At 32.3% G+C, this 26210-nt stretch carries 21 protein-coding genes; 8 read left to right on the plus strand and 13 right to left on the minus strand.

Going from position 1 to position 26210, the window contains the following annotated elements; genetic code table 11:
• Positions 1 to 38 precede the first annotated feature (38 nt).
• From GCL57_RS10715 to GCL57_RS10725, 3 genes are read left to right on the plus strand one after another with little or no spacing between them, the layout of a single operon-like run.
• The gene (locus GCL57_RS10715) at positions 39 to 1355 is read left to right on the plus strand and encodes a lytic transglycosylase domain-containing protein (RefSeq protein WP_152213341.1); all 1317 of its coding nucleotides are present in this window, start codon (positions 39 to 41) and stop codon (positions 1353 to 1355) included.
• Positions 1352 to 2914: a M17 family metallopeptidase gene (locus tag GCL57_RS10720; RefSeq protein WP_152213342.1), complete on the plus strand. Its 1563-nt coding sequence runs from the start codon at positions 1352 to 1354 to the stop codon at positions 2912 to 2914. Before GCL57_RS10715 ends, GCL57_RS10720 begins: the two co-directional genes overlap by 4 nt.
• Before the next feature lie 46 nt (positions 2915 to 2960).
• The gene (locus tag GCL57_RS10725; RefSeq protein WP_152213343.1) at positions 2961 to 3251 is read left to right on the plus strand and encodes a hypothetical protein; all 291 of its coding nucleotides are present in this window, start codon (positions 2961 to 2963) and stop codon (positions 3249 to 3251) included.
• A gap of 423 nt (positions 3252 to 3674) precedes the next feature.
• Here the strand turns inward: GCL57_RS10725 and GCL57_RS10730 are convergent, their stop codons facing one another.
• Both GCL57_RS10730 and GCL57_RS10735 read right to left on the minus strand, forming a co-directional pair.
• A complete protein-coding gene (locus GCL57_RS10730) occupies positions 3675 to 4655 on the minus strand; it encodes a tetratricopeptide repeat protein (RefSeq protein ID WP_152213344.1) in 981 nt (326 codons plus the stop codon).
• A gap of 120 nt (positions 4656 to 4775) precedes the next feature.
• Entirely contained in the window at positions 4776 to 5765 is a 990-nt protein-coding gene (locus tag GCL57_RS10735; RefSeq protein WP_152213345.1) for a polyprenyl synthetase family protein, read from the minus strand.
• A gap of 159 nt (positions 5766 to 5924) precedes the next feature.
• Between GCL57_RS10735 and rpmG the strand changes: the two genes are divergently transcribed.
• Positions 5925 to 6092, plus strand: coding sequence for a 50S ribosomal protein L33 (gene rpmG, locus GCL57_RS10740; RefSeq protein ID WP_152213346.1), 168 nt, complete (start codon positions 5925 to 5927; stop codon positions 6090 to 6092).
• Between the two features lie 50 nt (positions 6093 to 6142).
• Here the strand turns inward: rpmG and GCL57_RS10745 are convergent, their stop codons facing one another.
• From GCL57_RS10745 to GCL57_RS10755, 3 genes are all read right to left on the minus strand, one after another.
• Positions 6143 to 7252 (minus strand): sensor histidine kinase, encoded by a 1110-nt coding sequence (locus tag GCL57_RS10745; protein ID WP_152213347.1) that lies wholly within the window; start codon positions 7250 to 7252, stop codon positions 6143 to 6145.
• Between the two features lie 18 nt (positions 7253 to 7270).
• The gene (gene lon / locus GCL57_RS10750) at positions 7271 to 9940 is read right to left on the minus strand and encodes an endopeptidase La (RefSeq protein ID WP_152213348.1); all 2670 of its coding nucleotides are present in this window, start codon (positions 9938 to 9940) and stop codon (positions 7271 to 7273) included.
• A 96-nt stretch (positions 9941 to 10036) separates the two neighbouring features.
• Entirely contained in the window at positions 10037 to 11743 is a 1707-nt protein-coding gene (locus GCL57_RS10755; protein ID WP_161597710.1) for an aminotransferase class V-fold PLP-dependent enzyme, read from the minus strand.
• A 217-nt stretch (positions 11744 to 11960) separates the two neighbouring features.
• Here GCL57_RS10755 and GCL57_RS10760 point away from each other — a divergent pair, with 217 nt between their 5' ends.
• Complete coding sequence (locus tag GCL57_RS10760; protein ID WP_152213350.1) at positions 11961 to 12296, plus strand: HU family DNA-binding protein; 336 nt, start codon at positions 11961 to 11963, stop codon at positions 12294 to 12296.
• Between the two features lie 8 nt (positions 12297 to 12304).
• On the opposite strand, the gene GCL57_RS10765 is transcribed toward GCL57_RS10760, so the two are convergent.
• Entirely contained in the window at positions 12305 to 12790 is a 486-nt protein-coding gene (locus GCL57_RS10765; protein ID WP_484489479.1) for an integration host factor subunit alpha, read from the minus strand.
• A 109-nt stretch (positions 12791 to 12899) separates the two neighbouring features.
• Between GCL57_RS10765 and trpS the strand changes: the two genes are divergently transcribed.
• Positions 12900 to 13952 (plus strand): tryptophan--tRNA ligase, encoded by a 1053-nt coding sequence (gene trpS / locus GCL57_RS10770; RefSeq protein ID WP_161597711.1) that lies wholly within the window; start codon positions 12900 to 12902, stop codon positions 13950 to 13952.
• Between the two features lie 64 nt (positions 13953 to 14016).
• Here trpS and pyk read toward each other — a convergent pair whose 3' ends face one another.
• Genes pyk through GCL57_RS10800 form a run of 6 tightly spaced genes read right to left on the minus strand, consistent with a single transcriptional unit; the run spans position 14017 to position 22207 of the window.
• On the minus strand, positions 14017 to 15465 hold the full coding sequence (pyk, locus tag GCL57_RS10775) for a pyruvate kinase (protein ID WP_152213353.1): 1449 nt from the start codon (positions 15463 to 15465) through the stop codon (positions 14017 to 14019).
• Positions 15452 to 15682 carry an exodeoxyribonuclease VII small subunit gene (locus GCL57_RS10780; RefSeq protein WP_161597712.1) on the minus strand — a complete coding sequence of 77 codons (231 nt, stop codon included), beginning with the start codon at positions 15680 to 15682 and terminating at the stop codon, positions 15452 to 15454. Before GCL57_RS10780 ends, pyk begins: the two co-directional genes overlap by 14 nt.
• A 41-nt stretch (positions 15683 to 15723) precedes the next feature.
• Positions 15724 to 17175: an exodeoxyribonuclease VII large subunit gene (xseA, locus tag GCL57_RS10785; protein ID WP_152213355.1), complete on the minus strand. Its 1452-nt coding sequence runs from the start codon at positions 17173 to 17175 to the stop codon at positions 15724 to 15726.
• Positions 17172 to 19202 (minus strand): hypothetical protein, encoded by a 2031-nt coding sequence (locus GCL57_RS10790; RefSeq protein WP_152213356.1) that lies wholly within the window; start codon positions 19200 to 19202, stop codon positions 17172 to 17174. The genes xseA and GCL57_RS10790 overlap by 4 nt, the downstream gene beginning before the upstream one ends.
• Entirely contained in the window at positions 19199 to 20935 is a 1737-nt protein-coding gene (locus GCL57_RS10795) for a hypothetical protein (protein WP_152213357.1), read from the minus strand. The genes GCL57_RS10790 and GCL57_RS10795 overlap by 4 nt, the downstream gene beginning before the upstream one ends.
• Before the next feature lie 6 nt (positions 20936 to 20941).
• Positions 20942 to 22207, minus strand: a complete 1266-nt coding sequence (locus GCL57_RS10800) for a DUF1343 domain-containing protein (RefSeq protein ID WP_152213358.1) — start codon at positions 22205 to 22207, stop codon at positions 20942 to 20944.
• A gap of 282 nt (positions 22208 to 22489) precedes the next feature.
• On the opposite strand from GCL57_RS10800, the gene GCL57_RS10805 reads away from it, so the two are divergent.
• The gene (locus GCL57_RS10805; RefSeq protein WP_152213359.1) at positions 22490 to 23470 is read left to right on the plus strand and encodes a flagellin N-terminal helical domain-containing protein; all 981 of its coding nucleotides are present in this window, start codon (positions 22490 to 22492) and stop codon (positions 23468 to 23470) included.
• A gap of 114 nt (positions 23471 to 23584) precedes the next feature.
• On the opposite strand, the gene GCL57_RS10810 is transcribed toward GCL57_RS10805, so the two are convergent.
• Entirely contained in the window at positions 23585 to 24214 is a 630-nt protein-coding gene (locus tag GCL57_RS10810) for an HAD hydrolase-like protein (RefSeq protein ID WP_152213360.1), read from the minus strand.
• 361 nt (positions 24215 to 24575) lie between these two features.
• Between GCL57_RS10810 and GCL57_RS10815 the strand changes: the two genes are divergently transcribed.
• Positions 24576 to 25781, plus strand: a complete 1206-nt coding sequence (locus tag GCL57_RS10815) for a pyridoxal phosphate-dependent aminotransferase (protein WP_152213361.1) — start codon at positions 24576 to 24578, stop codon at positions 25779 to 25781.
• The last annotated feature ends 429 nt before the right edge of the window (positions 25782 to 26210 follow it).

The raw sequence follows: 26210 nt of genomic DNA on the forward strand, positions 1-26210 counted from the left end.
GAAGCAGTTTTCTGCTTCTTTCTTTCCGAGGATTTAATATGTTTCTGAAAAATCTGCAAATGAACCGAAGGTCTGTTTTCTCTACTCTTATAATAATTTCGCAGGTTGCCTTTTTTGCAAGAACATTCGCGCTTGATCTTAAAATTGATTTACCGCCTGATGAAGGTTTGCAGCCTGTGTTGTATTATAATCCAATTACAAATCAAAAAGCAGAAAGTGAATTAAAAAGAGCTCCTAAAAGTGCAACTGAAAATTCTAAAAATAATCAAAATAATAAAGAAAATAGAATTGTCATTTCTGCCAATTCTATTAATCAAAATAATAATAATTTTGATATACCGCCTCCGCCACCCTCTTTAGAAATAAAAGCAACGAAAAAAAATACAAAGTTAAGCTCGTTGCAAAATAAAAGGCAAGTTAAGGATTTTACTTCAACAAAGAAAATCTCTAAAATTGAAGAAAATTTTCCAATGATACCATGTATTATTCACAATGTAAATTTTTGGAAAAAAGTATATACAGAAATCGACTCAAATGAAGCATTTATTCATGATAAAGAGTCTCTTAATCGTGTTTATGCAAAAATTAAAATTCCACAAAACCCACAAATCAGAACACAGTTTGTTAAAAATGAGCGCGAAAAATATATAGCTCTTCTTGACAGTCTTTCTAAGAAATTAAAAACTCCAAAAAAATGGACTTTCCAAGAAAAAAAGATCGCAAAGTTATTTAATAAAGGTGAGTTGACTCAAAAAAATCTATTATTAGCGAAAGATAATATTCGTTTTCAATCGGGATTGAAAACGCAATTTGAAGAAGGAATTCAAAGAAGTATAAATTTTATGCCTACAATCTTTCCTGAAATTAAAAGCAGTGGTCTCCCCTTAGATTTAGCTTATCTTCCTCATGTTGAAAGCAGTTTTAATTCTAAAGCGGGTTCTAAAGTGGGTGCTATGGGGCTTTGGCAAATTATGCCCGGTACCATGCGTCATATCGAAGGAGATGAAGCTGTTAGCAAACGCACTGATCCTAAAGTTTCGACTCGAGTTGCAATGAAAATTTTAAAAGCAGATTATGAAAAAATTCAAAGCTGGCCGCTTACTTTAACTGCCTATAATCATGGGGTTAATGGTGTGTTGCGTGCTATTTCTGAAACAGGATCTCGTGATTTGTGCAAAATAATAGATCACTATGACTCTCCCTCATTTAAGTTTGCCTCCACTAATTTTTATGCACAATTCCTTGCAGCTCGTAAGGTTGCTATGCAAAGATACCTTGTCTTAGCTAAAAAAGGAGATTCTCGTAAGGTGCTTAAACGCACACTTCTTAGTTCACAAGGTGGAAAATTAAAATGAATTTTTTTTCGGGATGGCTATTAACGTCTGCATTAAAAGTAGATTTATTTTCAGAATCTGAATTTAATGCGTGTGCAAAAGAATCAAGTGGTATTTTAATAAATGTTTTAAGTGAAGCTGAATTTTATAGTGACTCAGCTTTATACATGTTTGCTCGTAAATTATTTGGAGAGTTTAAATTAAAAACTCTTTATCCTTATAGTTCGAATGGAAAAGAGTTTTTTTTTGTTGTCCCCACAGATGAGCCTAAAAAACTCTCCCATGAAAAACCAGGAAAAGCTCATATTGCGAGTTATATAGGCTCAATATTATCAAATCAATTAAATTCATTTACGAATCAAATAGAAAATCAAAGTGTATTTTTAGTTTCACTTTCTCAGGATATCAAAGAACTTATTATAGGTGAACATTCAGAGTTTATAATTGGTCTCATTCAAAAATCTATTTCAAACAAAATCAAAAAAACATTTACTCAAAGTCTATCTCAAAAAAGAATTGTTTTATCTGAAAGTCTTTTTTCTTTTGAAGAATATAAACGCGCTTTAGCAATTTCAGATGCAATGAGTTATACTAGAACATTTGTAAATATGCCCCCTAATTCACTGACTCCTGAAACATATGAAGTTATATTACGGTTTCTTGTGAAAAGTGAATGTGAAAAAGCAGGATTACCAAACCATATACAAATTGATATTTGGGATTTTGCTAAATTAGAAAATGAAGGCTGTGGCTTAATTTGTGCGGTTGGGAAAGGGAGTGCCATTAAACCACGCCTTGTTAAGTTAACATACTCTCCTAAAAAAACGGCTCAGAAAATTCCTCATGTTGCTTTAGTCGGAAAAGGAATCACATTTGACTCAGGTGGATATGATATTAAACCTTCATCGTCTATGCGCAATATGAAAAAGGACATGGGAGGATCGGCCGCAGCTTTAGGGATTTTCTTTGCTTGTGCACGAATGAATTTAGCAATGCATTTAACTTGTTGGCTTCCTTTAGCAGAAAATATGGTTTCAAGCCAAGCAATGCGACCTGGGGATATTTATAAAGCAAGAAATGGATTTCAAGTTGAAATTGAAAATACAGATGCCGAGGGGCGCCTTGTTTTAGCCGATGCCGTAAGTCTTGCTTGCGAAGAAAATCCTGATTGGTTAATTGATTTAGCAACGTTGACAGGAGCTGCGCGGGTCTCTTTAGGCAGTATGGTCGATTCTTTATTTGGCAATCATCCAGAAACCAATGAGTTACTTCATTCTGCTGGACTTGAGACAGGTGATTGGGTTTGGCCCATGCCGTTGCCCCAGGAGTATGAGTCTTATTTCGATTCAAGCGTCGCTGACTTTATGAACAGCAGCACTTCAGGTTATGCGGGTTCGATCACTGCAGCTCTTTTTATTAGAAAATTTGTAACAGTCGCACGTTGGAACCATATAGATACTTTTATGTGGTGTGATAGACCCAATGGACTTTGGTCTGAAAGTGGCCCTACTGGAAAATGTGTCAGGCTAGTGACTAAAGCGATTGAAAATTTCATTTCAAAAAGTCAAAAACTCTCTTAATATAAAATAATTAAGTTCTTTATTTAAAATTAGGAGTCGAAGTTTTATGTCAGATACGCAAACTCCAGAATCAATTGTAAATATGGTTAGTTTGCGTTTGCGAGAGTTAATACATGATATTAATAATGCTCTTTTTGTTACAAAAGGTTTTTTAGAAGAGTTAGGCGAAGACGTAACAGAAAAAAAATATTTAGATCCAAAATTCGATCATGAAAACTTTGTGGATATGATTTCCACAATAACCCGTAACGTAGAAAAAATAGATCAAAATTTAATTAAACTTCGGAAGTTTGCAAAAGAAGAGGTTTTTGAAAAAACAGGCGTTACAAAACAGTGATGTTTATTATGTTCTAGCAAATAAAATAAGCCGCCGTTTTGTTCGGAAACCGGCGGCTTCGTCGTCTCTCGGTGGAGAGAATGTGATAGGTACAATGAGAAAGGACAATGCTAAGGCAAGAGTTCAAAAGGAAGGTATTTATTCTTTTTTTAAGGAAGGACAAAAATAGTGTCCGAACGACAATATTCTTGGGTTACCTTGTAGGTTTCCATGCGAAAGTCATATCATGATCTTAGTTAAAGTGCAAGAAAAACTCACTTCTTTTTCTATTTTCAATTCAAAATAAAGGAGAATTGGCAAGTAAAAATCAATAATTATAGATACTTATTCTGCGTACTAGTGATCTGAGATATTTTAATCAGATTCAAGTTAATGAACCAATATTCATTTATATCCTAGATAATTCAAGCATAATTGTTTATTTCACTTTGCATCGCGCATACGCAACATTCCTTCACGAGCATTTTGTGCATCATTGCTTTGTGGCGCAAGGGTAATCACCTCTTGATAAAGATCAGTAGCCTTATTTTTTTGATCCATTTTTTCATAAGCTTTTCCTTCTATCAGTTTGGCATGAGAGAGTTCAGAACTTGCTGGATATTTTAAATAAAATGACTTTAATTCGTTAAATGTGTTGTTGTATTCACGCATTTTAAACCATGCTTCAGCAGCTAAAATATATGATTTTCCACCATCATCGTAATTCGGGAAATTTTTTTTCATATCTTCAATGGTAACAATTGCTTCTCCAAACTGAGCTTGTTGAATTTTAATTTCTGCATTTGCTAGCATTTGAGATGGACTCAATGAATGCGCTGTTGGTTGATTCATTTCCGTTTTAGGAGATTCGGGTGTAATAGAATTTTGTCTTTCTTCAAAAGAATAGCGACTTTCAAGTATATCAGGTAACATAGACTGTCCCGTTGCGCTGGATGGAGACTTGTTTGCTGGATTGAGATCCTCAAAAATTCCGGAGCGCAATCCCCTTTTAATTATTTCAATTTCTCTTCTATTTGTTGAAATTACTTCGCTTAGACTGAAGACATCGTTACGCAGTTGAGTTATCATTTTTTTTGATACTCTATTGTCTTGAATTAAATCTGTGACTTGAAAAGAAAGTGTTTTATTTTCTTTTTCCAGTTTTAATATTCTTTTATCTTGCTCTTTATTAATATTTTCAATACTATCAATTGTTTCAACTTTTGCAAATTGATCAAAATTTGGCAGTTCAGCAGCTTTCTTTACAATTATATTACCATGTTCATCTGTTTCAGCATTTGCATCTGTTTCGGCTTGTTTTCCTTCTTCGAGCGCCGCTTTTTTTGGAGCCGAAGCACAAGAATACAAGAAAAATTCAAAGATAATGATGATAAATATATAAAAAAGAGATTTGCTTCTAATCATTATTTCTTTATCTCCCAATAAATAATCACTTTTGCAAAGGACAATTTTTTTTATTTTACAACATATTTTATTTAGTAAGGATGAATTATTTGCATTATATATTAAAAATGATTTGGGAATTTAATGAGAGCGCGCAAGAAGAATGTTAATGTGTTCTATGAGTGAGATTTTATATTCTGAAAATTCATTTTTATAATTTACAAATAATTCATTTGCAAAGATATCTTCTATTTTTTGTAATGCGGCTTCTGTGTATTTTTGAGAAAGTTCAGTGGCCTTGTCCATTCCTAAAAGAATGGGAGCTGTTAGTTTAAACTGTGCTTCATCTTTACCCGCTGTTTTTCCAAGTTCAGCACTCGTTTTTGTTTTATCAAGAATATCATCAATAATTTGGAATGCGAGACCAATGAGGATGCCCGCTTCTCTCATCTGTTCACGCATTTTTTTGAACTGAACAGGATTCACTTCTAAATTTAAAGCAGATAAACCACAGATAAAGCCAAGTTCTAGACTTGCACCAAGCAGTTTACCTGTTTTGTTTCTATGAACTATTTCCATTTGCTCCCAAGTGACTTTCTCATTGCCCGTTAAAGCAATATCAAGCCATTGCCCCCAAACCATCCCCTCAGGGCCAGCTCCTTGTGCAAGTGCTTGAACCAAAAAGGTTGTATAATGCTTGTTTTGTGGTTGAACATATTGGGTTTCTGCTAATAAAGCAAAAGCTTGAGTGAGTAATCCATCCCCTATGAGAAGAGCCTTTGCCTCACCGTAAACCTTGTGAGTGGTTGGCTTTCCACGCCTTAAATCGTCATTATCCATACAAGGTAGATCATCGTGAACCAACGAGTAGGTATGTATTTTTTCCACTGCGAGAGCGGCTTTAAACGCTGTTTTAAGGCCTTCTGCGCCTCCAAATGCCCCTGAGGTTAATAAAAGTAAGAGAGGACGGATTCGCTTTCCTCCCGCCTTTAAAGGATATATGTAAGCATTTGATATTTCTGATTTAATATTTAAGCATTGAGAATTTGTTTCTAAATTAAGGATATAGTTCTCAAGTTCATGATTAAATTCCTTCAGAAGAATTTCAATATTAGCGTTATTTTTAAGCATTTTTTACCTCTACCTGTAGGAGTCTCTTGCTCGTAAAAGATTTTTCTCTAACATATAGTCTCAGAAACTGCTTGCAAAAAGACGAATTTGTTTGTAGGGTTTGCGCCACTGCGTTTTTTTAACGCGTACATGAAAAAAAGAATCTAGGAGTCAATTAAAATGCGCGATATTATTAAGCTAATTTGTAGCGGTGACGGAAAAATTTCTTGTTCTGGTAATAATCTTTATTCCACAACAAAAAATAAAAAAGCTTCTACAAAGAAGCTAGAACTCAAAAAATTCTGTAAATATTGCCGTAAGCATACGCTTCACAGAGAAAGCAAGTAATTTGCTTTTTTGAAAAAAACCACTTTATTTTTAGTAATAAAGTGGTTTTTTTATTTCTCATTTGCTTTTCTAAGCGGAAATTTAAGAACAAAATCGGTTCCTTCATTTAAAATTGAATCCACTGAAATCGTTCCTCCATGCTGTTTTACGAGTGAATAAGTTATGGAAAGTCCAAGTCCAGTGCCTTCACCAACAGTTTTAGTCGTAAAAAAGGGATCAAAAATTTTATTTATTATATTGGGGTGAATTCCACTGCCAGTGTCTTTTACTTTAATACAGACGTGTTCATTTTCTGTATATTTTTCAATTTCAATAACGCCTCCATTTTTCATTGCTTGTATGGCATTTGAAATTAAATTTAAAAATATTTGTCCTATTTGTCCTGCATTGCCAAGAATGGTATCATTTTCCTCATCAATTATTTGCCAAACAATTGTTATGTTTTTTTGGTTCAATAGTCCTTTTGCTAACTTAACAGTTTTTTGAATCTCTTCTAAAATTTGAATTTCATTTTTCACTTCAATTTGCGCTTCAAGGCGCGCAAAATTTAATAAATTTTCAACAATTTCTTTGCATTTTCTAGCCGCAATTTCTATTTGCTCTAAATCTTCTTTATGAGGATTATCTTCAGTCATTTCAGATAAAACAATTTGAGTAAATGCGAGAATGCCTGCTAAAGGACTATTGATTTCGTGTGCAACTCCTCCTGCAAGTTTTCCAATTGCGACGAGTTTATCTGAATGAGCTAATGTTTTTTGTAAGTTTTTTTGTTCTGAAATATCTCGATAATGAACAACAAAACGGCTTAAATTACTATTATCTTTTGGTGGAACGTAATGAGCTTTTATTTCAAATTCTTTTTCTTGAATGAGATCTTCGCTCGTCCATTTTGTTTGAGTTTCTTGTGAATTGATTTTTTGGACAAGACAGTGTTCGCAAGGGGAGTCTCTTTGTGCAAATATTTTATAGCACTTTTTACCCGGCACTTTTATAATATTATTAATTTCCTTATTCTCTACCATATAAAAGTAAGCTTTATTTTGTCTTATTATATTATAATTATTATCGATGAGGACAAGCGGATCTGCAATAGCGTCGATCATTGAGAGCCATTGCTGTTTGAGATCTTCCATGAAATTATAATTATTTTTGGAAGTCATATTTCAAATTCAATTTCTTCAATGATGAATGAGTGGTTGAATATTCTTTGAGCTTGTAACTCCTGCTAAAGCGAGTGCCTGAGAGTTTTTCAAACGGGTCTCTAAAGCGTCATTATGTTCCCAAGCAATTGCATGTAATAAAACTGTGTCCATGTGATCGACGGTTACAATTTCAAGATCTTCTAAAATATTTTTTGGTATTTCAAGGAGATCTCTTTCGTTTTCTTTTGGAATAATGACCCGCTTAATACCACCTCGGTGCGCAGCTAATAGTTTTTCTTTTAAGCCACCTATGGGTAGAACACGGCCTCGGAGAGTTATTTCTCCGGTCATGGCAACTTCACGGTTAAATGGTTTCTTTGTGAGTGCACTGACCAAAGCAGTAGCCATGGTTATTCCCGCGCTAGGGCCATCTTTTGGTATAGCACCTTCAGGAAAATGAACGTGGATATCTATTTTGGAATAAAATTCTTCCTCTAATCCTAGAAATGCGGCTCTTGAGCGTACATAGCTGAAAGCTGCCTGTGCAGATTCTTGCATGACATCGCCTAATTTTCCGGTAATTTTTAGATTTCCTTTTCCACTCATGACAGCGACTTCTGTAACTAATAAGTCTCCACCTACCTCAGTATAGGCAAGGCCTTGGCCAATTCCTATTTCATTGTTGAATTCTTTTTCACCAATGCTATATTTTCTTGGTCCAAGATATTTTTGTACAAGCGCAGCATCAACAAGTGGAGCTTTTACTCCATCGAGGGTCAAGAGTTTTGTAAGTTCAGTTGATGGGTCTTTTGTGCTTATTTCTTTTGCTGAACTTTCTTTATTAACTGTGGCTTCTTTTTGTGCACCCTCTTTTGCAATTGTTTCTTTTTGTGTACCCTCTTTTGCAATTGTTTCTTTTTGTGCACCCTCTTTTACGATTGTTTCTTTTTGTGAACCTTCTTTTACGATTGTTTCTTTAGTCTGTGAAGATGTTTTTACAATTGGTTTTTTATTATTTTTTAAAAGGTCACGCGCAATTTTACGACAGACACTCGAAATTTCTCTTTCTAAATTTCGCACTCCTGCTTCACGCGTATAATAACGTACCAATTCCTCTAAAGCTGAATTGTCGAATTTTAATTCAGATTTATCGAGTCCATTAGCTTTAATAGATTTTTGTATGAGATGTTGTTGTCCTATATTAATTTTTTCTTGTTCTGTGTAACCACTTAAGAAAATAATTTCCATACGATCGAGTAGAGGTTTTGGCACGCCACTTAAATTATTTGCAGTTGCAATAAAGAGAGCTTGTGAAAGATCATAATCAAGGTCGAGATAATGATCATTAAAAGCATGATTTTGTTCTGGATCGAGAACTTCAAGCATTGCGCTCGAAGGATCTCCTCTAAAATCTGAACTCATTTTATCAATTTCATCGAGTAAAATAACTGGATTTCCGCTGCCTGCTTTTTTGATTGCATTTAAAATTTTACCAGGCATTGCTCCAATATAAGTTCTTCTGTGTCCACGAATTTCAGCCTCATCTCTGACTCCGCCAAGAGCAATTCTTGAAAAAGTTCTTCCTGTTGAGCGTGCAACGCTTTTAGCAAGACTCGTTTTACCAACACCAGGAGGTCCAACTAAACAAAGAATAGGACCTCTTATTTTATTAGAAAGGCTTGTTACAGCTAGATATTCAAGAATTCTTTCTTTTACTTTTTCTAAGCCAAAATGATCTTCATTCAAGACTTCTTCTGCATAGTTTTGGTCTTTTATAGTATTTGCGTAATCTGCCCAAGGCAACGATAAAACTGTGTCAATATAATTTCTAACTACAGTTGCTTCTGCACTCATTGGACTCATGCTACGTAATTTTTTTACTTCTTTTTTAAGTTTTTCACGTGCTTCATCGCTTAATTTCTTAGCTTTAATTTTACTTTCAATTTCTGCTATCTCTGTGCGAATATCATCTGCATTGCCAAGTTCTTTTTGAATGGCATTCATTTGTTCATTTAAATAATATTCTTTTTGAGTTTTTTCCATTTGCCGTTTAACACGGGCTCTAATTTTCTTTTCAACTCTTAATATTTCAATTTCCGATTGAATTATGCTGAATATTTCTTCGAGTCTTTTTGCAGGATCAACCGTTTCTAATATTCTTTGTTTGTCAGCAAGTTTTAAATTTGCCAATTGAACAACGAGAGTGTCTGCAAGACGACTTTCATCTTCGATGCTTGAAATTGAAAAGACCATTTCTGGCGGAACTTTTTTATTGAGTTTAACATAAGTGTCAAAAGCTTGTTTAACAGTGCGCACTAATGCTTCATTTTCAGCAGAACGACCGGAAGGTTCTAGAATTTCAGTGACTTCAACAACAAGCATTTCGGTTGATTCGGTGTATTTAAGAATGCGTCCTCTTTTTTTACCTTCAACAAGTATTTTAACTGTGCCATCAGGAAGTCTGAGTAATTGAAGTATTTGTGCAATTGTTCCAAATTCATATATTTCTTCAGGGAGAGGATCGTTAGATTTAGGTTTTTTTTGTGCCGCTAAAAAAATTTCTCTATTCCGCGCCATTGCATCATCGAGAGCTTTAATACTTTTTTCTCGACCAACAAACAGTGGGACAACTGTGTGTGGAAATACAAGCAATTCCCTCAAAGGCAAGAGCGGTAAGGTTCGGCTTGTTGTCTTTTTATCAGCCATATTGAGCTTCTCCTTTGCGGTCTTGATTATATGTATACCTTCTCAATCTATTCTATGCCATCTTAAGAGTTTGGCAATACTAAGAGTCTTAAGTCTTTAAATCAGAAAATCACTAAAGAAACGAATGGCCTGGGCCTCTTCATTCATAATTCTTTTACGGATTTTTGCAAAGAGCTTATTTCCTAACTCTTCTTGCTCTCTCAGAATTTCGGCTAGAGTTTCATTGTTCGTGAGTGGGTGGAAAGGCACTGCGCGCAGTACGACAATTTCCTGACTTTTCCAAACTGTTTGAAGGGTTGTTCGTGAAATAAAACTTTTTCCATTTTTTCTCTGTTCTTTTTGTAGGTTAGTATTTATTTTATTGAGTGCAGAATTTACTTTTTTTGTGACTCTTATAAAATCTTCTTTTTTACCAAAGGAGTGATTTTTTAATTCCGCTAAAAATTTTTTGTTTTCTGTAACATGAATTTTTTTTGCTAATACCATGCGCATCTTTAATTCTTTTGGAATATATCTATAGGTTATGATGCTTGTCTCGGGTTGGCTTGTTACTTCAAAGGAAGGATGTTCAGAAGCTAATTTTGCAAGCAAAAAAGCATTTTTTATAGCATTCTTTATGAGAAGATCATATCCTTCTTGCCCAAGAACTTTTAAAGTAAACCATAACTTTAAAGAATCAAATCGTCTACTTCCTTCAAGAGTTGTTCTTCCAAGATCTACACTTCCATCGCGAATAATATAGTTTGCTGTATGACGAATTGTATCCAGTGAATTTTTGTTTTTAAAGAGTACTGAGCTATGTGACAAGGTTAAATAAAGAAATTTATGTCCATCAATAACAACAGAATCAGCATTTTTTATTCCTTTAACTATTTTTTTATGGGTTTTGCTTAAAAGAAGAGCGCCTCCCCACGCCGCATCTACATGAAACCAAATGTTATTATCTTTGCATATTTTTGCAAGACTGGAGAGATCATCTACATTTCCGGTTTCTGTGCCAGCTGCAATACCAATTATTGCGATGATTTTTACTTTTTCAACAGTTAATTTCTTAATTATTTTTTTAAGTTCAGAAAGATTGATTTTATTTGTAAATAGGTGACAAGGAACGGAAATTACGTTTTCCTCACCAATTCCCATTATAGCGCAAGCTTTTTTAATAGAATAATGCCCGCGCTCGCTTACTATTACAACAGCTCTTTTGCATTTTTCTTTTTGATAAGATAAATAAATACCTTTTTTATGAATATTAGGAAATGCTTTATTACGTGCAGCAACCAAGGCAGTAATGTTGCCTACTGTTCCGCCGCTACAACAATTGCCAATTGCTGTGTCTGAGTTTTGTAGAACTTTACTATAAAAATTTTCACTTCTGTCATAGATAAGTCGGTGTAACCAACAAAGCGTTTGCCATTCTACATATGTTGCAGAGAGTGCTGTTTCAATTTTTACGACATTTTGGTTGAGAGCGCTTATTATAATATCACATATTAAGAGAAAATTAGGAGTTGCTCCTGTCATATGACCAATAAAATATGGGTTTGAGACACGGACAGAGTTTTTAATAATATTTTCAATAGTTTCATTTAAAACTCGAGCTATACTTTCACCTTTATTTGGGATTTTTGAAGAATTAAATATTTTAGAAATTTCGCTAGGTGATTTGTCTGAATGGATTTTAAATCCATCACGATTCTCTAAGAAATCAAGCACTGCACTAAGTGCCGTAGCTATCCATTTTTCGAATTCTTTATCATTTGTTGAAGGTTGGAAATATGTAGAAATGAGTGAAGAAATAATCATATTTATTTCAATCCTAAAAAGGTGACAGAAAGACATGTACGATCATTCTTAATATATGATTCTTACTCTTTCGGACATATCATTTGTCTATAAAAAAACTTTTCGGCATTTTGTATCAGATTTTTTTGCTGCAAATCTTGCATTAAGCAGGAATGAAATGTAAGTAGAAATTTCCGAGTATTCGGGTTTTTAATTAACACATGGAGTTATTTTTATTATGGCTAAAAGCAAAAGCACATTAACTACGGTCCCAACAAGTTCAATTATTGCGGATGTGTCCGCACGTTTTGAGCAGCTTCCAAAGAAAATGACTAAAGAAGTTATTTCTGCATTTCTTGAAGCAATTGAAGAAAATGTTGCAGGTGGGCATAAAGTTCGTATTGATAAAGTAGGAATTCTTACTTGCAAAGATCGCGCAGCTCGTAAAGGTCGTAATCCTCAAACGGGTGAAGAGATTAAAATCCCTGCTTCTAAAAAGATCAGTTTCCGTGTTGCGAAATCTTTGAAAGAAAGAGTTGGAGTTGCTAAAAAAGCAACGAATAAAAAGAAATAATATTTCTTTTATTCGTTGTAATCATCGTCTGCGCCAGCCATTACAAGCTTGCTATCGTCTAGATCAGCGTTATTTACTGCCTCTCTGAGCTTTTCAGATGGGTGGAATGTAACAACTCTACGTGCAGAAATTTCTATTCGCTGTCCTGTGTGCGGATTCCGTCCAGGACGGCTTCTTTTTTCACGGACAACCCATTTTCCAAATCCGGAAATTTTTACTTCTTCTCCATTTTCTAGTTTAGATTTAATGGACTCTAAAATGGTTTCTACCAAGTTTTTTGCTTCTTGCGAAGAAAATTGAGTCCTGGAACGAATTAATTCAACAATCTTATCTTTGGTTAGAGTCATATTCACCCTCTCTAAAATAACTTGATAGAACCTTTGTAGTTCTATTTTTTCACATTTTTCTGTACAAACACAATCCCCATCAGTGTCAACTTTTCTCCTGTGGTCAATAGCCCTTACGATAAAAATAAGGAAAAAGGAAGCCTTTATTGCTTACCATTTTTATTTAGAAGATGCACTCAATTGTTTTTAAAAATTAGACATGATATTATTTCAGCTTGTTTTTACTGTTGTTTTCGATATTAGGAGTTCCCGCTCAATGAAAGAATCTACACAAATAACTAAGAATAAACCCACCCAAAAAACTTTGGAAGGGCGAAAAAGATTTCTAACAGGTGTCAAAGCTACAGGCCAAATACACCTTGGAAATTATTTTGGTGCAATAAAACCTATGATGGAATTATCCCAAAATATAGAAAATGAAGTTATTTTAATGTGTGTTGATTGGCATGGACTTACAAATCGATCTAAAATTCTGCTGCCAGGGGAATTGAGTCATTCAATTATTTCTCTCTACTTAGCATTGGGATTCAATCTAAAAGGCAATTCAATCATTTTACAGAGCGATTTCCCGCAAATTCAAGAGAACTCCTGGTATCTGTCTTGCTCAACCGCTGCAGGTCTTTTAGAGCGCTCTCATGCATATAAAGACGCTATTGCAAATGGTAAAGAAGCGACTGCAGGTCTTTTGTATTATCCTGTTTTAATGGCAAGTGATATTGTTACATTTGATTCTCAATTTATACCTGTTGGAAAAGATCAAAATCAGCATCTCGAATATGCTTCAGATATGGCAAAGTTATTTAATAATTTAGTTGAAACTGATGTATATCTAGAAGCGCAAGGTGTTATACAAGAAACCCCAACCCTTATCGGAACCGATGGCGATCGTAAAATGAGTAAGAGTTATAATAATGATATCCCAATATTTGCGGCAAAAAAAGAAATTGAGAAAAAAGTAAAAGAAATAAAAACAGACTCCAAGGGGCTTGATGATCCAAAAGATCCAAATACATGTACTATTTTCCAAATTTTTCAATCTTTTGCTTCTGAAGAAGCCATCTCCTACATGAAAGAGCGTCTGGAAAAAGGAACTGGTTATGGATATGGACATGCGAAAAAAGATTTTGTGGATGAACATGAGAGAGTTTTTGGATCTTTTCGGGAAAAATATGATTTTTATTTAAATAATAAAAATACATTAAAAGAGCTTTTGCAGCCTGGCTATGAACGGGCGCATAAATACGCGGATTCGGTGACAGAAAGAGCGCGTATGGCATTAGGTTTAAAATCGTATAATAAACTCAAATAAAAGTTCAAAAAAATAAATATGAATTTGTAATAAAAAACCAGCTTATAATGAGCTGGTTTTTTTATTAAATAAAATCGTTCTTAGTCATACGATGAACTTTTAATGTATTACTTGGTAGCATTTGAGTAACAGGAATTCCGCCTGTAATTAAAATGAGATCTCCTTCTTTTACAAAGTTTTCTTTTGCTAAATACCTAGAAATTTCTGAAAATGCAGTGTCTGAATCGTAAAATATATTATTTAAAACTCCAATTACACCTCTCACTAAACTTAATTTACGAACAACATCAGGACGTGGACTAAATGCAATTACAGGAGTGTCTGGACGGTATTTTGCAACATAACGAGCCATGCTGCCTGTAAGAGTTAAGCAGACAATTGCAGTGGCTTGCATTTTTTCTGCAAGTTCTGCAGTCGTGCGTGCAAAAACTTCGGCAGTTGTTTCGTTTTCAGAAGGCCTTAAAGAAACTGACTCAATAGGTGCGACACTTTTGCTTCTATCAACACGATTCAGAATGTCACGCATGGTTTGCACGGCAAGCTCAGGATATTTTCCTGAAGCGCTCTCACCTGAGAGCATAGTTGCATCGGCATGATCGTATACTGCATTGGCAACGTCGCACACTTCTGCTTTTGTAGGTCTTCTGTGTTCAATCATTGAGTCAAGCATTTGTGTTGCGACAATAACAGGTTTCCCTTTGTTAAGTGCTGCTTCAATAATTCTTTTTTGGTAAGCAGCCACATTTGCAAAGCCACACTCAACGCCAAGGTCACCGCGAGCAACCATAATACCATCAGAAACTTCGCAAATATCATCAATAAATTGAACAGCACTGAGCATTTCAACCTTAGTGATAATCGGTATTTCAGAGCCAAGAGCACGTAACATCATTCTTAATTTAGTAACATCTGCTGCTGTTTGGACAAAAGAGAGTGCGATATAGTCAACACCTTGTGCAACGCCAAAAAGAAGATCTCGAATGTCTTTTTCAGTTGTAGCTGGAATAGAAAGGTGACATTCAGGAAAGTTTACGCCTTTTCTTGATTTGAGAAAACCACCATGGGTAACTTCACAGTCAACATCAGATCCTCTAATATTTGTTATTTTCATAGCAAGAAGGCCATCATCTAGTAGGATACGAGCCCCTATTTTTACGTCTGTTGCAAGTTCTCGGTAATCGATAGGAAGAATTTCATCATCTATTTGTTCGGCTGCATAGCGAAGGGTTATTTTTTGGCCTTTTGTAATATGAATGCCACCATTTTTTAATTTTCCAGTGCGGATTTTAGGACCTTGTAAGTCTTGTAATATCGCAACTTGTACATTTTTTTCTTTAGAAATTTCTCTAATCAATGCAATGTTTGCGGCATGGATTGAATGTTCACCGTGGGAGAAATTAAGTCTTGCAACATTCATTCCGGCATCGATCAGTTTAGAAATCATTTCTTTTGTGCTTGAAGATGGTCCAAGTGTGCAAACAATTTTTGTTCTAGGAAGACTACTGAGATCCATGTTTATCCTCTTCTGAGTTGTTTAAGGTGTTTCGTGAATTGATAATTTGTTCGACTTGGATTTCTGTTTCAAAAAGTTGATTCTTTAATCTTTCAATCAATGAGTAAGCTTCATCGAGCTTTTGAGATAGTTCATTAATGGATAAATTATCTGTTTCCATCTTTGATATAATATGATTAGCTTGAGCTAAAATTTCATCGTAATTAGAGTTTTCCATAAATTTCTCTTTTATCATTGAAGCAGGCTTATTTTCTGCTTCTAGATTTTATCTTGTTGAAGGGATATCCCTTTCACTGTCACATCTACAAAGATATGTTCATTTGTGCAATCACTGGCGAATTCTAGTTTTAACTTTTTAGGAGGATTTTTAGAAAGGAGTTCTTTGGGAGTGATAATTTGCTCATTGTCATTGTATACGATGGCAAAACCTCTTTGTAATGCTTTTTGTGTGCTATTTTTATAAATACGCAGCATGTGTTCCAAGTTTGCTAAATTCTTTTTTTCAGATTGTAGAGTTCTTCTTGCGCAATGAGTCAGTTTATTTTCAAGGGATTTTAAAAATTCTTTTTCGCGTGCAAATTTACGTAGCAAATGACCACTTAGATTTTCCATTCGAGTAAAAAATAAATTAAGTGTATTTAAAACTGTTGAAGATAAAAAACGTGCTGCTGCTGTAGGTGTTTTTTCGCTAATACATGACACTTCATCTGCAATACTTAAATCATCAAAATGTCCAACGGCCGTAATAACAGGAAGAGAAGAATAAGCTATTTTTTTTGCAATTTCAATGTCGTCAAACCATCTTAAATCGAGTTTACTGCCGCCACCTCGACTGATCACAATGCAGTCAAATGTGGATTTATTTTTTTCAATTTGTAGAAATGCATTGCATACGTTTTCAGAAGTTCTTTCTCCCTGCATATTACAATCATAAATTGTTATACGAAATGAAATTTTCGATAATTTTAATTCGTTCATGAAATCAGAACAGGCACGACTGTTCTCTGCGGTAATGAGTGCGATATTTAAGGGAAGTTTTGGAATCTTTAACTCTCGATTTTTATCGTAAAGCCCTCGCTTTTTAAGATCTTGGACAATTGCAAGTCTTTGAAGAAGGAGATCACCTTGTGTGTATTGGATATCAATGTCTTCTATAATGGCATTGATGCGTGCTCCTTCCTTTCTAAAATCACAGCTAACGAGAATTTTTATTTTTGTTCCATCTTCTAGCATTATTTGTGAAATTTTTTCAGATAGGAATTTTTTTTTGCCAGCCCATAAAATACAAGAAATGCTTGTTGCTCTTAAACTCGACGAAATATTAATTTGAGATTCTTCACGGTCAGCTAAATCAAAAAAAGTGTGACCATTTGCAATTTTTAAGCTCGTGATTTCTCCAAAAATCGAGTATTTTTCACTTAAGTTCTTTTTTATAACCGACTCAATCATATAAACAAAATTTGAAACACTCATTTCGTTTACAGATAAGATTTCAGTATTAACTATTTGTGCAAAATGAGTTTGATTTATATGTTGCTTTTGAAATCCAAGGGAGCAAATGAAGGTGAGATTTTTTTCGCTGTTCTCAAGCCACCAATTTTTTTGGGAAGCATCCCAACGTCCACCTGACTTTTTAATTTCTTCTTTTATTGAAAAAGTGTCTCCTAAAAGGATAAGTTTATTTTCTAAAGTTTGATATGATCTCTTCATTGTTTCTCTTCGTAAGTCACAGAGTATTTGAGTGTAGGAGATAAAGTTGGGTAATCATTTGACCAAATCATAAGATCTTCGTTGTAAGCTTTGTCAACAAGACGTGGAGATGATTTTGCTTTTAACAGTGAAAAATCATTAATATTATTTAATATAATAGAGTTATTGCTTATTAGATTTGGGTTTGGATGCAACACGTATTGTCCTATGGCAATTTGAGTTGGGCTTAAAGGTTTACCGTCTTTTTGACTTTCAATCTTATACTCGTTTATAAAGTTATCGCTATTTATAAGACAACTTAACTCCCATTCATCTATATTCTGTTCTTCAACCATTTTCAATTCAACTGTAAAATAATTTTGCTTTGAGTCGTATCCAAAGCTTGTATTTTTTATGCTCTTGTTGGAAAAACATCTTAGAACTTTATCCTTGGAAAAAAGTTTAATTTTGGCAGACTTAATATTTATAAATGAAAATGATATGTCTTTTATTTGATTATGTGTTCTAAGTTCCTCAATCTCTTTTTGGTATTTTTTGATATTTTCAATTGATACTTTAAATTTATTGTTTGAGATATATTCTTCATTATTAAATATAAACGCATCTATATCTTTTGATTGAATTACAATGCTAGTTGGTAAGTTTAATGTTGTTTTCTTTTTGTCTTCTTTAATTATTCTCAACAAAATATCCATCACGATATTTTGTTGAAATTTTTTATTAGCTAGTTTGTTTTTTATTTCTTCAATAAGTTCTTGATTTTCAATGTTTGGAATTGAAATAATTAAATTTTGATTTGATTTTAAAATATTGTTATTAATGTCAAAATCATGCCCTGTAATAATGAATATGGAGATATCTTTTTTCATTTGATCAACTATATCTAAGATAGTCCCTGCACTATTTGTATCTAAACTATTCAGATCGAGTCTAATCACTTCTGTATTTGAATTTCTTATAGTGTCAGTAATAATATTTTTAATATTATATATTGAGCGATCCCTTCTGATATTTATTAGTATATTAGCATGTTGAATTTGAGAGTCCTTTTTTTCTTCTGAGAAAACATTGATTCTCAGGAGATCTTTTGATTTTTGATTGATTATATTATAAAAGTATTTTTCACGATCTCTAAATAAATCATTTGATTCATAAGTATATCCATTGTTTATGGGGGAAGAGTTTGTTTCAAGAGCTCTAATATTTTGTTCAAAATTTGAGTATGTTGGATATGATTCTTGGCTAATGAATGAATTTTCGGGTTTAAGCTTTTCCTTTAATGTTTTTAAAAATTTATCATTATTGCTAAGATTTGTAGTTAGAAACAATATTTTTTGAGAATTTGGGATGATTTTTTTTTCTATTCCATAAAAAATGAGCACACCTGATGAATTTTTTTTCCATGAAATAGTTATGGATTTTCCTTCTTTCGCATTTGGTATATTGATTTTGAGTCTTTCATTATTTTTAATTTCAAAGTTATCAAATTTTTTATTTTCATATGTAATTGTGATATAATTAGACGTTTCTGTTTTATTTGGTGGAGCACCTTTATTTTCAAAAATAAGATTTCTTTCTTTTAATGCTTCAAGACAATCACAATTTATACTTTCACCATTTGTTAAGATAATAGTATCAAGTAGAATGCTACTTTTTCTGTCATTACTATAAGAATAAGTTAATTTATTTATTAATTTATCTGAGTTTAATATTGAAATTATTCTTGGATTTGTTCTTGCATAACTATCAATTTCTTGTGAACGAAGTTTTCCTTTTTTTGAAAAGTGAAATAATTCAAATATATTTTTTTCATCTAATCTATTTGAAGCCTCAAGAAGCTCTTTATCATTTTTTGAAATTGATTTATTTATGAACTCATCTAAGTTTAGTTGATTTATTATTCTTTCTGCTTTTTCAAACCTTTTGAGAAAAATATATGCATCATCTTTAAAGAAAAAGAGAGCGGTAGGAATAATAAAAGCAATTAATATTATTATATTATTTTTTTTGAATTTTTTTTTCTTCATATTCTTTCCACTGATAATGAGAAGTATCTATCAAAATTGTTTTCATCAATAAGTAAATTTAAATCTCGTTCAAAGCTTTTTCGAATTTGATTCTCACAGTTTTTTGGATCTGTATTATATTTACCTTTTAGTATAATTTTTTTAGGGAAATCTCGTGTACTATTTTCATATAGAGCTGAAAACTCTTGCTCTTGCTTTAAATTGTTGCAAGTAAACTTTCTTTTAATAGTATTATTTAATATATTATCATTATTAAATCTACTAGTGACTCTATTATCAATTATATTATATTTTTCCTGATTTTTAATCTTTATTTCTTCTTCATACTCAAAATAAGTATTGATTTCTATATTTTTATTATTAATAAAATTATCTTTTGAAAATGTTAATAAATTAATGTCTTTATTATCAGAAGAACCACGTTTTATAAGTTTAATAATTTTGCAAAACATTTTTTCTGGTTGTATAAAAAATATTTTAATTTTGATATTTTCAGTTTCTATTGTCTCATTAATTCTTTCGATAGTTTTTATTAAATTTGTTTCGCCAATATCTTTTCTCAGAATATTAATAAGAATTTTCCGCTTTTTTTCTCCAGTATGTTTGTTTATATTTGTGTATATATCGGTCGCAGTCAAATTTGCATCGTCAGTTAAAGAGTTTAGGCAGAGAGCCTTAGGAAATTTTTTAATAATGAGTGAGTTTGGAATAAATATTAAAAATGAATTAAAATTTTTTATTATAGAATAAGAATAAATATCATTTACTTTATTATCGCAGTGAATTCCTCCATCGAAACTTCTGATCAGGCCTCCCGTACTTGATGGATTGCCAATGTTACTTATATAAATTCTTCTCTCATTATTTTTATTGTTTTGAATATACATATTGAGAGCTTCAATTCTTGAATTTGAGGGATTTTCGTTACGTATTCCTGATTCATAAGGATATAATCCCGAAAACATAGTTGCGTAATTAGCAAGGATACTATTTGATATAAGAGATATTTTTTCATCTTCAAGTTTGAAGTTTTCTTTTATATACTCAAATTCAGGTGACGATTTAAAGTTATTTATATTTGTGTCATCAGTATTTTCTAGAATGAATACAATCTCAGAATTTTCTATATTATTTTTAGATTCGGCTCGAAAATCTTTTGTTTTTTTCCAATCATATATTAGGTAAGATATTATTAATATGAATATAAATATAATTCTTATTTTTCTATTCATAGCATTTTCATTTATATTCACAAAAAATATTATAGATGAAATTATAAAAAATCCTAAAAAAATATAATTTATTATTTTTGAAATATCTATTATTTCTTGTGAATTTATGATATTTATGCCAAAAGAAAATCCATCATTTTGAGTTGTAAATAGAAAAATAATTGTTAAAAAAAATGAAAAAATTCTTTGAACTTTTATTTGTGATTTGATTAATACTATTCCACAACAAAATCTTAAAATTATAGCTGGAATCAAAGTTGCAATAAAAGCACTTAAAAACATTAGAAACATGTGAAATGATGATGGAGATATTACATTATTTATAATAATATCTTTACTAAAAAATGTTAGAAAATCTCTTTCCCAATTGATTATATCATATAAAGATTTTAATGTTGCGTAAATTATTGAAAATAAAATGAGAAAAAATAAATAGTTTTTATCTAGAGAAAATTTTGATAAATTGGACATAGAGGATTTTGAAAATTTATGTCTCGACATGAATTCCTATTCCTGGTAAATGAGATATTTCGATAAATCCTTCATAAAACTTAATTCTTCTTCTTTTATCGCTTTAAAAAGGATCTTAAGATTTTCGCTGTTACTTTGTGACTTTGCCGTTTCAAAGTGATCATACCACTCTTCTTTTCCAAGAATAAGGTTTACAGGCAAATCTTTGAAATTATATTCATAACCAGGTGATGCCCATTTGAAATCTTTTGGATGAGCATTGCAACAAAATTGTAAAAAACACATGCCCAATGCGAAAAGATTAATATTTTCAGCTTTTCCTACATGGAATTGAATTCCATTGCAGATTTCTCCCATATACTTATTAAACGTAGGTCTAAAATTATGCTCTCGCATAAAAATTGAATCGCTTTGCGAAGCGTCATAAAGAAATAAACTGCTCGACTCTTTTAAAAACTGCATACACTTTCGTACATTCAGCCAAGGTGCTCCAATCAATTGAAATGGAATTGTGCTTCCTCTACCTTCACTGACATTTGTACCTTCGAGAACAACAAAAGCAGGAAAAAAATAAGCTGATTCCCAGCAGGGAATATTTGGAGATGGCATTGCCCATTTTAAATTTTTTAATTCACTTAATTGTGTTTTTCTTGAAAGATTTTCTACAGGGATAACCTGATAATTTAAATTTAAATTATCATGCTCTTTAAAATAATAACCAAGCTCTCCCATACTCAATCCGTGACGCATGGGGATATCATACCATCCAACAAAACTGTGCCACTTTTTTTCGAGTCGATTTCCTTCAACAAGGTGCCAATCATTTTTTTTATTTTGATGACAGAGTCCAAGAGGATTCGCTCTATCAAAAACGACAACTCTTTTATTATATTTTGCAGCAGCACGCATACATGCTGCTAAGGTCAACATATAAGTATAAACTCTACAGCCAATATCTTGCAGATCTATAACAATAGTATCAACATTTTCAAGATGCTCTTTTTGAGGTTCACGTGTGTTAGAATATAAGCTATAAAGTGGAACTTTTTGCCCATCTGAAAAAATAAAATAATCGTTTGGGGTTTCTTTCATATTATCTTGTTCTGTTTGTCCATAGCCATGTTGTGGGCCAAAGACACAAGTAACAACTGCATTTTCTGTTTTTTGAGTAGTCTTATAAATAACTTCAGTTGATGGAATAAATTTTGAATTTGCAGAAGTTTGATTCGCAACAATTCCGATTTTATTAAAATCTTTTAAAAGGTTATATTGCTTTTCTAATTTATCTATTGCGGGATGCATTGTTACCTCTTTATAATTGCGAAAATATATTTAGTCTTATTTATGTGTCTTATTGTTGAGCTAAGTAATAAATGCCTACTTAAGAGAACAAAGTATTCTCCGATCTCTTTTTCAGTCCTTGTTCATGATGGCATAAGAAAATTAAAAAATAAAATTTTCATGCCGCCGCATCGTTTATAAAAAACTTTTGCGCTGACTTTGAATTTGGAATTGCGACAATCATGGATGATTGTCAATCTCTTATATTAGAGATGATTTTTAGTTTCATGGAGGAAACATATTATGGGTTTGCGAATTCAAACCAATATACAAGCGCTAAATTCACAACGCGCATTGTCTATTTCAACTGCAGCAAACGATCTATCCATTGAAAAATTAAGTTCTGGATTTAGAATTAATAAATCCTCAGATGACGCTGCTGGATTAGCAATCAGCGAAAAAATTAAGGCAGATATTCGTGGTTTAAATATGGCAAAGAGAAATGCGAATGATGGTATTTCTCTTGTGCAAGTTGCTGAAGGCGGGATGAATGAAATTGGAAATATTCTAAATCGCCTCAGAGAACTTTCTGTGCAGGGTGCATCTGATACAATAGGAAACAATGAACGTGACTTTATTAATAAGGAGTATACTGCGCTCAAAGATGAAATAGATCGTATAACAAACTCTACAGAATTTAATGGAAGTTTGTTGCTTATTGGTAAAGATGCGGAAGATAAAATTCCAGATGCAAAAATGCTTGAAAGAACAAATGTCCCACCATTCGAAGTTCAAGTCGGTAAAAACTGGTATGCAGGAGTTGATAAACCGGATGTTGATGATCCATTTGGGCGTAACCCAGTTAACATTATCCGTATTAAATTCGATCAAATTGATACAAGTACTATTGGATTAAATTTAGGGCGTGGAAATGATGACTCCCTTGAGTCAATAGGTGTTTTTGTTTCTAAAGATAGTAACGATGACCCGCTTGCTTCAAAACACAGAGCGCAACTTTCCATTTCTAAAATTGATGATGCCATCAATAAACTTGCTGGATTCCGTGCCGACCTCGGTGCAATTCAAAGTCGACTTGGATCAACTGTAAGTAACTTGGCAATTATGAGCGAGAACTTTTCTGCTGCAAATAGCCGTATACGCGACACAGATTTTGCAGAAGAAACAACTCGCTATGCACAAAGTAACATTTTAAAACAAGCAGGTGTTGCTGTGTTAACACAAGCAAACCAATCTCCAGCAGCAGCGCTTCGCTTGCTTGGATAATAAGTCTTAGTTATATTTGTTATGATATTATTAGAAAAATTATCCAAGTACTTATATATTTAAAATATAAATACTTGGAGATATATTTTAAATATATAATATAAGAAATTATTTTTATTCTTGGGCAAATTTGTTGAGAATATGAGCGAGATCGTAACCTGATTTTGCAATAAAATTTGGCTTTTCTTGAGTTAAAAGATATTCACTTTCCTTACCCCATAATACTGCAACTGACTTAATAGTTGCACTTCTTGCAGCTATTATATCTCGCACTTCATCTCCAATATATATAAAATCACTTTTATTTTTTGAGTACCTTTTGATTAACTGTTTTATTTTTTTTGATTTACCAAAGAGAGAGACTCCTCCAATCACTTCTGTGAATTTAATTTTAGGTAGATTTTTTTGTATAAACTCATTTATTAGGCATTCAGAATTTGACGATAAAATGATTATTTTTATATTTTCAGTATTAATGTTTTCAAACATTTTAATAATTTGTGGATCTAATGTAATAAGATTTCTGTTTAAATAAATAATTTTACGAGATAAATTTAAATAATATGGTATCTGATACCAGCGAATCTTATAATTGCTCAATATTTGTTTTATACTTAGATTTAAGATTTCGTCACTTGTTATAAGTGGTGTTTTTTTTCTTATTGAGATCTCTTTAAATGCTTCAAAAATAGCCATGCGACTGTCAGCAATCACACCATCAAAATCAAAAACTGCTATTTTCATTAAGTATTTGACCCTTTATTTTTGAATTTTAAATTACTCAAAATAAATTAAGCATAAATATTTCTTCTTAAAATGGCAAAATAATCACATTATGCAATCTTAAAATACATATTTTCACTGTAAATGCAAATCTAAATAATTTACTAGAGGGATAATAAAAATTTTGATTTTATTATTTTATAAATATATATTTACTTATGTTTTATTTTGATAATTAATATTATTTTTTAATAATTGAAAAAAAACTAATTTTGTGTATCAATTATAAATGTTCTTGATTTATTAAGTTTAAAAAATGATATTAGATAATGTATCAGAGTTTATCATAAATAATTGATTATTAATTTAGAGGAAAGTTTATATGGACCAAAATAATAATTTTTATGTGCAAGATTTTTATGCAAAAAAATTTAATGAACTTTCAAATGTAGGAGGGGATATCAGAAGAATGTTTATGCTTGGACAAAATCTTCTGCAAGAGAATCCTGAAGCTGATTTAATTGATCTTTCATTAGGGAATCCAGATTTAGAGCCACCTGAAATTGTTAAAAAATCTATTAAGAAGTTATTAGAAGATGATCAGCAAGGCGAGCATAGATATATGGATTTTGCAGGATTACCAGAAGTAAGAAAATATATAGCACAAGAATTATCGCAAAGTGAAATAGCCCAAATTTCGCAAGATACGGTCTATTTAACGGTGGGTGCGGCCGGAGGGATTCAAATATTATTACGCATTTTTTTAGAGCAAGATGACGAAGCAATTATTTTTGCACCCTATTTTCCAGAATATATTCCTTATATTTTAAATTATAATGCAAAACCTATTACTGTTAAGTGTGATGAAAATCATGAGCCTAATTTAGATGATTTACAAATAAAAATCTCAGATAAGACTAAAGTTATTCTAATGAACAGTCCTAATAATCCTTCAGGAGTTCTTTATAGTAAAGAAACAGTCAAGAAAATTGTAAAAATATTAGAAGAGAGAAAAACAAAAACGGGACAGTGCATACAATTAATTTCTGATGAACCATACAGTCGCATCGTTTTTAAAAATAAACATGTTCCTTCTATTTTAGAAAATTATAAATACAGTTGGTTGATAAGATCTTTTTCAAAGGACATAGGGCTTGCTGGGGAGCGTATTGGTTACATAGCTTGGAGTGAAGATAAGAGTAAATTAGGAGCGATTAATGCCCTTAGAAATTCAGGGAGGGTACTTGGATTTGTTGGAGCGCCGAGACTCATGCAAAGAATTCTTCCACATGTTTTCAATGCACGTGTTGATGTAAATCTTTACGAACAGAGAGTTAATAAATTTATTGGTATATTAGCAGAAGGCGGAATCAAGACTGTGCACCCTTCTGCAGGTTTTTTTGTTTTTCCAAAATCACCAATTCAAGATGATAGAATGTTTTGTGAGGGACTTGTGGCAAAAGGGGTGTTATGTGTGCCGGGCAGTGGATTTGGGTGTTCTGGATATTTTAGAGCCTCTTTAACTCAACCTATTGAAAAAATAGAAGAAGCGGCTAGGCGTATTTCACTATATACTAAAGAAATATAATTTAAGGAAAGACTTAAACGAAAAATAACTATTTTAAATGTCTTTTTAAATTATTTAATTTAATAGTAAATTATTCATTACTTTTTCTTATTTTTAAAATACTTTTTTCTTATTTTTTTATTGACTAATTTGAAAAATGTGAATAGATTCTGAACTCAAAATAGTATTTAGAATCCTTCAGTTTGGGCGTGTATATAGCTTTTATCCACTCTTTCTAACAGGGGTGTTCAAAAAATACTTATTTTTGAAAAGTTATATAAAAACATAGCCTTAAACTTTTTTAAGTTTTTTTCTCAGAAAAATTTGACAAGGCGAAGTGGGTTGTGTAGCTAAAGGTTCTCGCTGCTAGCGAAGTCACTCATAAAAAGAGAAGGCTAAGTGAAGCAAAGAGAAGTTATTTGACAAGAGAAGAGAGCAGAAACAGAGTGC

The sequence above is a fragment of the Fluviispira multicolorata genome (assembly GCF_009208585.1).
In the GTDB taxonomy this organism is placed as follows: Bacteria; Bdellovibrionota_B; Oligoflexia; order Silvanigrellales; family Silvanigrellaceae; genus Silvanigrella; species Silvanigrella multicolorata.

What these genes read in the sequence shown, in the direction of transcription:
- GCL57_RS10715 (WP_152213341.1), top strand. Translation starts at nt 39, where the DNA reads ATGTTTCTGAAAAATCTGCAAATGAACCGAAGGTCTGTTTTCTCTACT.
- GCL57_RS10720 (WP_152213342.1), top strand. Translation starts at nt 1,352, where the DNA reads ATGAATTTTTTTTCGGGATGGCTATTAACGTCTGCATTAAAAGTAGAT.
- GCL57_RS10725 (WP_152213343.1), top strand. Translation starts at nt 2,961, where the DNA reads ATGTCAGATACGCAAACTCCAGAATCAATTGTAAATATGGTTAGTTTG.
- GCL57_RS10730 (WP_152213344.1), bottom strand. Translation starts at nt 4,655, where the DNA reads ATGATTAGAAGCAAATCTCTTTTTTATATATTTATCATCATTATCTTT.
- GCL57_RS10735 (WP_152213345.1), bottom strand. Translation starts at nt 5,765, where the DNA reads ATGCTTAAAAATAACGCTAATATTGAAATTCTTCTGAAGGAATTTAAT.
- rpmG (WP_152213346.1), top strand. Translation starts at nt 5,925, where the DNA reads ATGCGCGATATTATTAAGCTAATTTGTAGCGGTGACGGAAAAATTTCT.
- GCL57_RS10745 (WP_152213347.1), bottom strand. Translation starts at nt 7,252, where the DNA reads ATGACTTCCAAAAATAATTATAATTTCATGGAAGATCTCAAACAGCAA.
- lon (WP_152213348.1), bottom strand. Translation starts at nt 9,940, where the DNA reads ATGGCTGATAAAAAGACAACAAGCCGAACCTTACCGCTCTTGCCTTTG.
- GCL57_RS10755 (WP_161597710.1), bottom strand. Translation starts at nt 11,743, where the DNA reads ATGATTATTTCTTCACTCATTTCTACATATTTCCAACCTTCAACAAAT.
- GCL57_RS10760 (WP_152213350.1), top strand. Translation starts at nt 11,961, where the DNA reads ATGGCTAAAAGCAAAAGCACATTAACTACGGTCCCAACAAGTTCAATT.
- trpS (WP_161597711.1), top strand. Translation starts at nt 12,900, where the DNA reads ATGAAAGAATCTACACAAATAACTAAGAATAAACCCACCCAAAAAACT.
- pyk (WP_152213353.1), bottom strand. Translation starts at nt 15,465, where the DNA reads ATGGATCTCAGTAGTCTTCCTAGAACAAAAATTGTTTGCACACTTGGA.
- GCL57_RS10780 (WP_161597712.1), bottom strand. Translation starts at nt 15,682, where the DNA reads ATGGAAAACTCTAATTACGATGAAATTTTAGCTCAAGCTAATCATATT.
- xseA (WP_152213355.1), bottom strand. Translation starts at nt 17,175, where the DNA reads ATGAAGAGATCATATCAAACTTTAGAAAATAAACTTATCCTTTTAGGA.
- GCL57_RS10790 (WP_152213356.1), bottom strand. Translation starts at nt 19,202, where the DNA reads ATGAAGAAAAAAAAATTCAAAAAAAATAATATAATAATATTAATTGCT.
- GCL57_RS10795 (WP_152213357.1), bottom strand. Translation starts at nt 20,935, where the DNA reads ATGTCGAGACATAAATTTTCAAAATCCTCTATGTCCAATTTATCAAAA.
- GCL57_RS10800 (WP_152213358.1), bottom strand. Translation starts at nt 22,207, where the DNA reads ATGCATCCCGCAATAGATAAATTAGAAAAGCAATATAACCTTTTAAAA.
- GCL57_RS10805 (WP_152213359.1), top strand. Translation starts at nt 22,490, where the DNA reads ATGGGTTTGCGAATTCAAACCAATATACAAGCGCTAAATTCACAACGC.
- GCL57_RS10810 (WP_152213360.1), bottom strand. Translation starts at nt 24,214, where the DNA reads ATGAAAATAGCAGTTTTTGATTTTGATGGTGTGATTGCTGACAGTCGC.
- GCL57_RS10815 (WP_152213361.1), top strand. Translation starts at nt 24,576, where the DNA reads ATGGACCAAAATAATAATTTTTATGTGCAAGATTTTTATGCAAAAAAA.